The organism is Microbulbifer maximicatervae (SeqCode) (assembly GCF_052468155.1).
This window is the reverse complement of sequence record NZ_CP174335.1, coordinates 3,345,850-3,358,095: the sequence shown is the minus strand read 5'-3', so window position 1 is coordinate 3,358,095 and position 12,246 is coordinate 3,345,850. Positions and strand designations below refer to the sequence as shown.

Genomic DNA, 12,246 nt, shown 5'->3' with positions numbered 1-12,246 from the left:
ACACAAACAAGCCAGGAACCTCATGAGAATCTATACCAACCAACTGACCTTGAATGAACGATAGCAGATCGAAGTCCTCAATGGACAGAGCTATTCGGCTCGAGGCGTTGCACTACATCTCAATCGCTCCAACAAAACTATCTCATTAGAACTTAATCGCTTTCACCCTTTTTGTGCTGAAAGCGCTCATCGCCAGGTGTTGCAGAGACGATATGGGGCTCGTAAGTACACCAAATTTGTTCGCCATGAAGGTGCAAATTGACTATCAGCTAAAAAACGCTAGCCCCGAACAAGTTGCTGGTCGGATGAAGCTTGAGAAATGTAATAAAACGGTCGGTTATTCTACTATTTGTCGCTGGATAGCTCAGCTTCGCTGGAGACCGCGACTTCCACGAAAAGGCAAAGTCTACCGAAAGCGTACAGGTTCTGAGGCAGGAGCAAAGCTCATTCCGGAGCGTATTGATATTGAAGAACGGCCTACGATTGTTGATGGAAACACCGAGCTCGGCCACTGGAAGGGCTATACGGTTTACGGCCAAGATGGCCGTCTTGTGACTTTAGTTGAACAAGTCTCTAAGTTGTTGCTCACTCGTCGGGTGTCCAACAAGAGTAAGAAGACAGTAAGTCGGGCAATCAATTGCACAGAAACTGGGGTATAAAATATATATTGAAGAGCTTTATCACTCCTGGGAAAATGGATTAAACGAAAATACGAATGGTCTACAGAGACGTTTCTTCCCGAAAGGTGTGAAAACTGGCAAGATACCCAAAATCCGTATTGACGATGCAGTGTTCCGAATAAACTCGCATCCAAAAGAGATTCTAAATTAGTTGAGCTCACTAGAATCTCTACCGGGCTGGCGTGTGTCACTTGTATTGGCAATCTAGGCTGCACTACCAGATCAATAAACGTACAGAGAAAAGCAGCGTAGAAACCACATCCCAAGCTGTTAAATAGTACTTCCCCACAAAGTGTTACAGAAAAGAAAGTGCCCCCATGTCTGTGACACCTCTCAGTTATCAGCTGGAGCGCCAGAGCTATACTCCGCCCCTCAGTCTTCTCACTTGTGAATCTAAAGCCCTACTAAGAAAAAGAAACATTATTTCAGCTTCATGGTTATACTCCAAGCAATATAACTGTAATTGACAACAAAGACATTACTAATGGAAAACCTTGATCTAGAATCTATCGCAAACCAGCTTTCATGCCCTGAGGGAAAGGCTGGCATTGAAATGGGCAACAAAATGAGTGCTTTCAATCAGATTATTACCAATCAAGCTATTCAAAAACTATCACCGCAAGAAGATGAGTCAATCGTCGAAATCGGACCAGGTAATGGATCGCTGTCGCTACCGATATTGAGCGGATTAGGCATTAATGGGCACTATTTAGGTATTGAAATGTCAGAAGTTATGGCCAGCGAGCTTCGAGAAACACTGAGAGACAGCCAGTGTGCAGCGGAAGTAATTTGTGGTGACTGCCTGGAAGTCCGTCTTGAAGATGGAAGCGTTAACGGTGTTATCGGAGTTAATATTCTGTACTTTATCGACGATTTATTAAGCTTTTTCAGTCATATTAGCAACTGGCTTTCACCTGGAGGGCGAGCAATTTTTGGGATTCGTTCAGATAAATCGCTCAAAAAAATACCCTTTACTCAATTTAAATTTCATATACGCTCTACGGAAGAAATTAAATCTCTTATGAAAAATGCGGGCTTTGATACCGTAGAATCCTATTGCTTTGACGAAGAACAAATTCCTTTTGAAAATACAACTGTACCAGCTGATTCGGTTATCATTGTTTGGAAAAAATCCATCTACACAGCTTGAAATACAAGCTCGCTTGCAGAGGCGGTATCTTGCTAAGTATCGCAAAGTAGATATCGCCTTTTGATGTTCCTGTTTACAAAATCTAGAATACTGAATAGGCAGCCAATTACCCTCTAATGTGCCCTATTATTTTCAACTAAAAAGCTCCCTCCGAAGTTGTCAATTGGTGCCGCTACCCTCCTAGAGTATAAAGATTTACGTAAAATTTCAGCCAGCACTCCAACTATGCGATACTTCCGCCCCAAAAGAAGTGAAAAGAAAACAGGGAAGACCCATGACTAAATTCACACTAACTCTGGTAGCGGTTTTATTGGCTGGCTGTAGCTCAGTCACTCAGCTCTCGGAAAAAACGGCAGGGGAAATCAGGCAGGCGGTATCTATCCAAGCTAGTGGGGAAAATTCTGGTACTCAGTTCTCAGGGCCGAAATTACAGGCCACTACTGATGGCTCTGACCTAAACCTCTACTACTACAACCTCCGCGCATTTGAACCCGCTGCTAACGAGCCAACGAAGTACCACCTACAGATCCATATCACCTATCGCAAGGCGTGGCGTCACTATGAGTCTGCGGAGTTAAATAGCGGACAACCAGTAGAGACGGCCCCTATTAACAAAAATGTCCTTCAATGCGTAAGTGGTAATGAATGTATGCTTGAAGAGATTCTGGATATTGCTCTCACTGAGGAACAAATACAGGCTTCGGTGCGCAATCGAGATAAACTCAAACTTAAACTGAGAGCAAGATCCGGGCACAGCTCTACCATTGAGGTTCCAGCAACCTACTTGCTTGGTTTTTACGCTGCGGTTGCCAATTACGAGGGGTGACTACCCCTCTCCGTAGGCAATGAATGTTGACTAAGTGCTCTTTTGTGGGGTCTGAGAGCTTCCTGCCTGGCAATATGCCTGTGCAGTCTCCGCCAGACCTTCACCTAAGGCCACCGGGGGGGTCCAGTCAAGCAACTCTTTGGTTTTAGTGATATCCACTTGTAGTGAACCGCACAAGCGCTTGGCAACTGCCCCCTTTCCTATTAGCTTCAGCGCACTGGTGAGTGCGAATTGGGGAAGAGGCAATAGTCGAGCATCACAACCCATGGCATGGGATAAACCACGCAACAAATCTGTTACCGATACATCCATATCATCGGATACCAGAAATACCTGGTTTGCCGCATTGGGATGAGAAATACAAACGCGGATCAGGTCGATCAAATTGCCGATAGATACCAAGCTTCGGCGATTATGAATAGCCCCTAGTGGCAGCGGGATCCCCTTGGTAAGCCAACGCATCATCGCTTGGAAGTTCGCCTTGACCCCAGGCCCATAGACCAGAGGTGGTCGGATAATAACAACTTCCATCTCAGTTGACTCAGCCAGCTCTAGCAGTGCGTCTTCGGCCTCCTTCTTTGAAATCCCATAGGGATCCGTAGGATCACATTGTTCATCCGCATTAAATGGCAAGCGGTTGTCGGTAGACTCCCCGTTAACCTTAATAGAACTAAGATAAATAAAACGTCTAACACCGGATGAAGCCGCCTGCTGTGCCAGCTTGATAGTACCCCCGACATTCACCCGACGGAATTCGTCCAGAGGGTTAGCAGAGGTCTCCTCCATTACATGGACGCGCGCAGCGGTGTGAATGACTGTATCTATATCGACAAGCGCCTGTGCCCAATCCGTATTGCTTGACAGGTCACCGATCTGAAAGCCACCCTCAACATCGCGGCGATACACCGGCAAAACCTGGTAACCGTCTTTGCGAAGCTGCGGCAAGAGTGCGGTTCCCACAAAGCCACTAGCGCCGGTTAGTAATATACGTCCTTTCAATGGGGGCCTATTTCTCAGCTGTAGAATTCACGTTAGTTTACACGGACCACTTTTTCGACACACCTTTATCTCGTCAACTACATAGTGAGCATGACAAACTACCCAAGCATCGCTGGCTATTAGAACTCTATTCAATACCACAAAGGCGTTCTTTGTCAGTAATAGCATTTTTAAGCCGAGCCCGGACATTCTTCAGGGCTCTCCCATGTGGAGCTTGAGTATCCGGCCTGCCCCAGCGGGCTTCCCAAGCCTCCCTGGCTTGTAAACAGGCTTTCGCTTGCTTGTACTTCCAGTTCGCCTCCTCGCAAAGAGACAACCCTTTGGGTGACTGACGATCACAAATCTGGTGGTATTTTTTATGGGCTATCTTTTCCTGAAAGTTCTTGGCAGTAGCACCTTCAAAGTGGCGGATCGGTGGTGTTTGGATTTTTCTATCCGGGCGCACCTGCTTATCCATAGTACTATCCAGATGGAGCATTCGAAAAAATGTAACTCCCAATAGCTCCTCATTAGCATATTGATCATCATTGGAGCTGGTTAATAGCCCTGGAGGATGGGGAGTTGCAATAACAAGAAGTGGCACAGCCAGCATGAAAAGTAGCAACGTCAACAGCAGCAAGAGTGGCCGCCCAGTCAAAATCTGTGTTGGCATTTAAGTCTGGAGCCTCCCTAAATAATCTACCTACGGCTGTGAATTCCGTACTGTGAAGGCCAAATGAACAACACACAGAAGTTTAGTGAACCACCTTATCACTCCCAAATAGCCTGAAGCTCAGGCACTAGCTATGAACTACTGTACCCAATAAGTCAACACAACAGGCAAAATAAAAATGCTCATAATAGTTGAGAGGAAAATAATACCGGATATCTTCGGGGTATCTTGGGGGCGATAAATAGATATCCAGAGGTAAGTACTAACAGCGCATGGCATAAGGGATTGCAGAATAAGCACCCCTCGCATAGCACCCGTAAAGTTAAACAGATTTATCAAAATAAGCGCGACGGCGCCACCGAGAATTATGTGCCCAATAGCAAAGACCAATCCAATCTTAGTATCACCCAGCTTAATTTGGGCCAAGCTATGTCCGAGGGTCAACAACATTAGAGGGATTGCCATACCGCCCAAAATATTAAGAGATGACATAACGGGCTTTGGTAAACTTATATTGAAAATCAATGCGACTATAGAAAAAACCACACTGTAAATTGCTGGGCTAAGCATAATTTCCTTGGCCGACCAGCTACCCGATGTTACTCCAGGAGCAACCACAAAGAAAAAAATCATTCCCACAACAACAAAAGCAATTCCGTATAGAACTCCCGCATGTCCAAATGCTAAGGCACATACTGCGAGGCCGATATTGCCTACATTGTTCATACTTAGACAAGAAAAGTAAGTACGTATATTTTGCCTAAATAAAGATAAGAATAGAAGGGCTAGCACTGACATCAACGAGTACATCAGGAAGGCGGCCAACAGCATCCATAGAAATCTACCCAATACTATCTGCTGGCCCAGCATATGATCCAATATCAGCGCCGGATAACCAATATGGGCCATTAATTTGGATACCATTTTGGAATTTAATTCTTGCTTACTTGCTGCAAACAGGTATCCAATAAGAACGCAGATAAATACGGGAATAATAACTTCAAATACGTTCTCAAATAGGGTTGTCATCGAACATCAAACTCCCTCTGCCCTACTTCTCAGCACTGCGTAACAAGCACCCCTTTAATACGCTGACAGCCCCACCAGAACACACAAAAAAAATCGATAATATATTTACCTTCTAATATCCCACAGAATTAAGCAGGCAAAATTGCGATGTTCTGACAGATTTTCAAGTCAGAAACAGCAACCATAAAAAATGCCTATAAATTCAACTGCAACTCCTTAAGGTTTAAGGTCGGAGTGATCCATATTTCAGCATCAAAGGCCGCAAAAAATTTTTCATTATAGGTCATCAACTGATCTTGACAGTTCTCCTCAAAGATAAAAATTGCTGCACGCTTTCCTTGCTCCAAAAAGAAGTAGGAAGCCTCAGGATTGGCTGAGGCGATAAAATCATTCATCGCTACAGACATACTATCATCAGCAATGGACTTGTTGCCGGCCTTTGCCGGTATCAGGATTTTCATTAATAGGCGCATTTTGATCCTAGCAGTTGTCGAGTTTGCAGGATCAAAACATAGCCTTTTCACTATCCAGCTGCGCTGCATTAAGTGACAATTCTCTGAGCATATCAGTGGTAATTTACAACTGATATTCAGTAAGTAGCCTTTTCCTTCCGGCCAATAGTATTACTACCTGAAGGCGCCATCGAATCTCTACAGCATGCCCCAGGGAAGGGAAAACATGACTTAGGTAGTCACCAAGTCACTGGGATCGCTCCCTTTCTTTGGCTTACGCTCAATCCACTTAATCCATTTTAAGTCCTCTACCATAGTTGTATAGATGACCGGCACCAAAAATAGTGTTCCAAAAGTGGCCAAGATAAGGCCGCCAATTTGCGCAAAACATAATGGCCGCCAGAGGGGGCCTCCGTGAATAGCTAAGGGGATTAAGGCGAAGGTCGTCGCTGCAATAGTGATTAAAATGGGGCGCAGTCTAAGAATACCTGCATCAAGTAATGCCTGACGAAGCGAATCTCCTGCAGTATGACGCATCTCAATAAAATCAAATAGGACAATAATATGACTGACAATGACGCCTATTAGACTCACTATCCCTAAAAACGCCATAAATCCAAATGGCTGACCAGATATAAACAACGCTACTAGTGCACCCACCATACCTAATGGAACCGTGGCGAACACTACCAGAGGCTTTATCAAACTACTAAATTGGAATACCAAAGCTAGGTATATTGCACTGGAGGAAACAGCCATGATCATTAGTAATTGCAAGAATCCATGACGAGTACTGGCTGCATCTCCAGATATCTGCAATTGATATCCAGCAGGCAAAGAATTTGAGAGTTCTTTTAACTCTTTTTGAATACCAGACATAATATCTGATGAAATGAACCCGGAATATGGAAATGCATATACTGTAATCGTTCGGAATTTTTCCAACCTATATATTCGTTCTGTCGAAAAGAGAATGGACGTAGTTGCAACTTGTCGCAAAGGGATATGAATATCGCTATCAGATGCGAATACATATAGATTATTGACATCCTCCAACTGCCCACGCTCCGCCAATCGAAGCTGGGCAACAATAGGTATTTCCTTGTCTCCCTGACGCAGGGTATCCACCGTGGACCCGGTGAAACCAGAAGACGATGCCAGAGCGATATCAGCATTGGTTACGCCCGACATCTCAGCTCGATCTTCTAGCACATTCATATTCATTACTAGACTTTTTCCTGCCCAATCAGCGCGAACCACACGAGCATAAGGAGATTTCTCAATAATTTCTTTAACTTTTGCAGCATATTCTCGCAGAAGTGCTATATCCTTCTCCTCCTCCAAAGACCCAACAGCAACTCGCCCAGAAACTCTTATCTCAACAGGGTGATCAACAGTACTTGTTTGTAGCTGGCGAACATCTAACTCCGCTCCAGGGATTCGTTCAGAAAGAGCAGCCTGGATAATTGGAACTAGAATAGGTGTCAGATACTTATCACTTAATCGAACGATAATCTGCCCATAATTGGATTGCTTTTGTTGAGGATTAGAGGTGTACCAAAAACGTGGCGCCCCACCACCTAAAGTGCTGCTAATCCCCTCCAATATGGGTCCATCACTATTTTTTACATACTCCCGCTGATACTCTTCGATAGTTTCTCTAATTATTTCCTCTGCGACCTTTGCTACATTATCCGTTGCATCAATACTCGCATCATTTTGCAACCAGACATCAACATAAAATAAATACTGAACATCAGCGGGAAAGAATGCATTCCTCAACTGGCTTTTTATAACAACACCCAATACAAGGATGCCTAAAGCAATTAATATAACAATCTTTCTGTTACTTATAGCCCAATCTGCTGTTCGGTAGTAGTGCCCGGTAAGCCCCTCTTTCCGCCGCACCTCCAAACTGCGCTCCGTTTGATCCGGCGGGCGTAATAACGTATTCCCAAGAAAAGGGATAAATGTCATGGAAACAATGCGGGATGCAACCAAAGCACAAACCATCACAACAGGAAGGCTATGTAGAAAATCTCCCTGGTTACCCGTTAGCAATAAAAACGGCAAATACGCAACAATATTTGTCAATGTCGCAAAAAAAATCGCCTTAGCCAGCAAAGTTGGGCCCAACCAAGCAGCAATAATTGAGGGTTTACCGGATGCCATTTGTCGTTTAATCGCGTCACTCGCCACTACTGGATCATCTACCAAAAGGCCCAGAGCTATTATCAACGCAGCAATTGACACCTGTTGAATATCTATCCCCAGCAGCTGCATAAATCCAAAGGTCATTGTCAGTGTTACTGGTATAGATATCATTAACAGTACAGCAGATCTCCAATCTGAAAACCCGATAAACGCAATTATCACCACTAAAATAATCGCCTCTATCAAAGCTTCTAGAAAGAGGCTTACACTCTCTCGCACTTGACGCGGCTGATCAGAAACTCTTTCAATAATAAGGTCTTTTGGTAAATCAACCTTAACCTTTTCCAAGACTGTGCTAACATTGCGACCAAGCTCGCCTATTTGTTTTCCATCCAGCATCTGCACAGAGAGGTTAATGCTGCGACTACGCTGCCAGTCTCCATTTTCATCTTTATTTACGTAGTAATTTAACAGGGGCGGTGGTGCTTGATACCCCATAATAATATCGACAATTCCTCGCAAATATACCGGCGTTCCTGTATCACTCAAAGCTACCGGGACATTGGCAATTTCTTCATGGTTATTAAATTCACCACTGGGCATAATCGCGATACCCAGATCATCCGAAATAATGGTGCCGCCGGGAATAGTTGTATTGCGGGCATTGAGAACAGGGGCAATCATATCCGGTCGCAGCCCATAGGAGGCCAACCTCTCCTGCGAATACAGAAGTTTCACTTCCTGAGTCAGCACACCAGTTCTTAACACCCTTTTCACTTCAGGAATGGCTCTTATATTTGCTGCAATAAGATCAGAGAAATCATCAAGTTGACGATAGCTATATTTCGCACCTGCCACTTTCATTAAATTGTCACGAGTATTGGCTAGATTACGAACTACGAAAGGGTCCCAAGCATCGGGAAAAAAGCGCTGGGCACTTAGCCTATCGGATAGGTAGAGCTTGGTAGCCGCTAGTATTTCACTGTTACTTTTATCAGATAAAAAATCCACCCCAAGGTAGCCAGCCCCATTTAATACTTCAAAATTCGTTCCGTATCCTTGGGCCTCCAGCCAGTTAGCAAAAATCCATAGGCCTGTAGCAGAGTACGTATCTGCTAAAGACAAAGGAAGGGCAACAACAATACTCACCCGTCCCTTACTATTTGACTCTTGCCCTCGAACCTCTGAAATACCTTCCCTAATATCCTCCGCACGTAATGTAATTTCAGTTGGCCCTGCGCGGGGGCTAGCAACACTGAGTAATATAGCTGCAGTATCACCAAACTCCGAGTTCAGAGAAATTTTGCTAGCTCCAGATGGCAATTGCTGCTGAGCATCAATCAGCTTCAGATTAAGATCATTAAATGCCTTGGTGACATCGGTTTTCGGTGCCAACTGCGCTTGTACGATAGAGACACCATTTAATGTAAGGGACTTTATTGCAAAGGTCCTTGAGTCTGGCTCGTGAAGATATTCACTCTGCGCTATCGCCTCTTCAACTTTTCGAGTTACCAACTCTTCAACTCTTACTGCAGATTGTCCACGCCAATGAGTTGTTGCTACAGCAATACGCACAGGAATATCTGGATCTTTGCTTTTCGGCATAAAGAGATATGCAACTACCCCCCATATCAGGATAGTAACCAGTAATGCAGCGGAAATACTTGGATTGTCTACAAAAAAGCGGGCAGTATTGAAGCGGTGGTGACTTTCCGCCTCAATAATTTCCGCCTGTCTTTTTTCTTCCTGATCTGCCATTCCCTAGCCCTCAAGGCACGACAATTATGGCTTCCCCATCTCTGAGCTGGGCAGCACCGGTTGATACAACCTCCTCACCTTCGGTTAACCCTTGGATAATGACAATATCATTGCCGACTACTTGCCCCGGGAGAACTTTTCTTAGTTTTGCGCGCAAGACCTTCCCATCATTTTCCAGTACAAATACAGCGAACCCTTCAGATTTACCAGGATGGGCTACTAAACATGAGAGAGGTATAACGACCCTATCTGGAGGTATCGGTATTTTATCCAAGGCCAAAGACATAATCATTCCTACCCGTAATTGCGCCTTAGGGTTGTCAACGGTAACCGTAATCGCAAATACTCTGGTGCGGGGGTCAGCCATGGGCGAAACTTCAGTGATCATCCCCTTGAATGTAAGGTCTGGCAGAGACTCTGTGCGCAATGACACCACACTTCCCAGAGGCGCAAAACTCAACACTATGTCAGGCACTGAAAACACCACCTTAACTCGGGAGATGTCGGCCACAACGAAACCAACCGACTGCGAATGAACCAAAGTCCCCACTTCAATATTGCGCTGCAGGATAATTCCGGTAAGCGGGGAGCGCAGTACCGTATCTTGCAACTCTTCCTCTGCCCGATCTAAGTGGGCCTTGCTGCCAACCACCGAAGCCTGCGCAATTTCATACTCTTCCCTAGCTGAATCATAATCAGGAGCGGTAATACTGGCAGTGGCAAAAAGCGCAGTTGCCCGTTTGTAATTGAGATCAGCTTTACGCCGTTCTGCCTCCGCTTTACTCACATTCGCAGCGGCCTCTACCACGCGATCTCTATATTGCTCGTCATCAATCTTAGCCAGTACTTCATGGCGTTTAACGTAGTCCCCTCCTTGCAGTAAACGCGTCTGCCCGAGCGCCTTTCGAGAGGGAATTACACGCACATAGCCTTCTGTACGAAATGCCACATCAACTTGCGTATAAGGATTGACGACTGCGGAGTAAGGATAACCAGCTGCTGCGTCTTGCGAGCGGGCAACAAAAACTTCCACCGGTGTGGGCTTTCTCTCCGGTGGTTGGCGGTGGCAACCACCGACGACCACTAATATAGCGATAATATAGAGGCTGATAACGCGCATTTATCACACTTCCCCCACCGACCTTTCATATTCCGCCAGGGACCCCCAAACAGACAGTATCGCGCGGTTGTAGTCGCTATTCGCACGAAAAAGCTGTTTTTCCGCCTCCAGGACATCACTCAGAACAGCAGCTTGTTCGCGGTAACGATTTGTCATTACCCGTACTTTTTCCCTATAGGCCGCTTGTAATTCCCGCGCAACGCCCACAGACTCTTGAGAAGTGCGCAAGCGACGCAAGCTTTCACGAACCTCTATTTCTATTCGATTTCGAACCTCTTCAGACTTTTTTTCCGCTTCGAGAATTTTATTGGCACGACTGGAAAGTTCATCCCGTTTCCGCCCCCAATCAAAAAATTCCCAGCGCATCTCCAGGGCAATGAAAGCTTCAGCATCGGGTATTAAACTGACGTCATAAAGCTTTAGGTATTCAATATTCAAATCTACTTCGGGGATATACTCGGACTTCTTCACATCGTAACTATATTCAGCCCGCTCAATCGACAGCTCTGATTCAGCGAGATCTGGACGCTGCTCAAAGGCAAGTCCTAAAGAGGTTTCGACATCGAACGCTAAATGATGTGGGTTTGGTAGACTCTGAATATTGAAGGGCGTTTCAACATCCCGGGCCATCAACGCATTGAGACGCTCCTTCGCTGTCGCCATCTCATCAATAAGGCGCTGGCGCTCCAGCCTGCGCTGGGCCAGGCGTGCTCGCACATCCAAAAGTTCATATTCAAGGGCAACTTGTTGTGCAACATAATTCCCTACAAGTTCACTCAAAGAAGTCAGGAAGATAATGGCTTCATCCACGGCCTGTAAATCACCAAGGATTCTGCCAATTTCAAAATACTGGATCTTGGTGAGGTAGCCTATATCCTGCTGCACCAAGCGAACCTTTTCCTCCGCCATTTCAGTGACAACGTAGCCCTCACAAATCTCTAGCTCTATGGTGTACAACTGTGTGATAGGTTGAGTCGCGCTAACAGAGAAGGTCTTGGTCACACCTTCCTCTGATGTGATCTCTATATCCCTAGGAGGGATAGGGCCTATCGGAGAATTCTGCACAAAAACGCCACGATCAAAGGTGTACCTCTGGCGTGTTAGGTTATCGATTATTCCCGCGTTCATTTCCAGCCGGGGATAGCGCTTTGTTTTTAATGCCTCGACGTCATCCCAAGCCTCGTTGACCTCTAGCGCAGCCGCTTGAATCCGTAAATTAGCTGTCACTGCCAAATCGACGGCATCTTCCAGGGTCAAAACCGGCTCGCTGGCATAGCTCCAGGCTCCGCCGCCAGTCAGCAGTATTGCGAGCACGCACTCGAACAACGGCCACCTCTATTTCCAGCAACAATTTAAATCTGCTCACTGCGCAAATAAATTTAGGATCGAGTAAGTATATCTGTTGACAGCCACTGACCGGACTGCT

General features: G+C 45.5%; 10 protein-coding genes. 3 read left to right on the top strand and 7 right to left on the bottom strand.

All coding sequences use genetic code 11. The features are described 5' to 3' along the window. Window positions 1–212: 212 nt before the first annotated feature. The 3 genes from ACJJIY_RS14505 (at window position 213) to ACJJIY_RS14495 (ending at window position 2,656) form a co-directional block, all read left to right on the top strand. Window positions 213–659 carry a hypothetical protein gene (locus ACJJIY_RS14505; protein WP_445354448.1) on the top strand — a complete coding sequence of 149 codons (447 nt, stop codon included), beginning with the start codon at window positions 213–215 and terminating at the stop codon, window positions 657–659. 505 nt (window positions 660–1,164) lie between these two features. Next, window positions 1,165–1,830: a class I SAM-dependent methyltransferase gene (locus tag ACJJIY_RS14500; RefSeq protein WP_445358165.1), complete on the top strand. Its 666-nt coding sequence runs from the start codon at window positions 1,165–1,167 to the stop codon at window positions 1,828–1,830. A 274-nt stretch (window positions 1,831–2,104) separates the two neighbouring features. After that, complete coding sequence (locus tag ACJJIY_RS14495; RefSeq protein WP_444897623.1) at window positions 2,105–2,656, top strand: hypothetical protein; 552 nt, start codon at window positions 2,105–2,107, stop codon at window positions 2,654–2,656. 30 nt (window positions 2,657–2,686) lie between these two features. On the opposite strand, the gene ACJJIY_RS14490 is transcribed toward ACJJIY_RS14495, so the two are convergent. From ACJJIY_RS14490 to ACJJIY_RS14460, 7 genes are all read right to left on the bottom strand, one after another. Further along, the gene (locus ACJJIY_RS14490) at window positions 2,687–3,655 is read right to left on the bottom strand and encodes a UDP-glucose 4-epimerase family protein (RefSeq protein ID WP_445358164.1); all 969 of its coding nucleotides are present in this window, start codon (window positions 3,653–3,655) and stop codon (window positions 2,687–2,689) included. Between the two features lie 127 nt (window positions 3,656–3,782). Further along, on the bottom strand, window positions 3,783–4,307 hold the full coding sequence (locus ACJJIY_RS14485) for a hypothetical protein (protein WP_444897625.1): 525 nt from the start codon (window positions 4,305–4,307) through the stop codon (window positions 3,783–3,785). A 138-nt stretch (window positions 4,308–4,445) separates the two neighbouring features. Next, window positions 4,446–5,336 (bottom strand): AEC family transporter, encoded by an 891-nt coding sequence (locus ACJJIY_RS14480; protein ID WP_445358163.1) that lies wholly within the window; start codon window positions 5,334–5,336, stop codon window positions 4,446–4,448. A gap of 194 nt (window positions 5,337–5,530) precedes the next feature. Beyond that, window positions 5,531–5,878, bottom strand: a complete 348-nt coding sequence (locus tag ACJJIY_RS14475) for a hypothetical protein (RefSeq protein ID WP_444907997.1) — start codon at window positions 5,876–5,878, stop codon at window positions 5,531–5,533. A 141-nt stretch (window positions 5,879–6,019) separates the two neighbouring features. Next, complete coding sequence (locus tag ACJJIY_RS14470) at window positions 6,020–9,700, bottom strand: efflux RND transporter permease subunit (RefSeq protein ID WP_445358162.1); 3,681 nt, start codon at window positions 9,698–9,700, stop codon at window positions 6,020–6,022. Between the two features lie 10 nt (window positions 9,701–9,710). Then, window positions 9,711–10,820: an efflux RND transporter periplasmic adaptor subunit gene (locus tag ACJJIY_RS14465; RefSeq protein ID WP_444907995.1), complete on the bottom strand. Its 1,110-nt coding sequence runs from the start codon at window positions 10,818–10,820 to the stop codon at window positions 9,711–9,713. 3 nt (window positions 10,821–10,823) lie between these two features. Beyond that, complete coding sequence (locus tag ACJJIY_RS14460; protein WP_445358161.1) at window positions 10,824–12,146, bottom strand: TolC family protein; 1,323 nt, start codon at window positions 12,144–12,146, stop codon at window positions 10,824–10,826. Window positions 12,147–12,246: the final 100 nt, after the last annotated feature.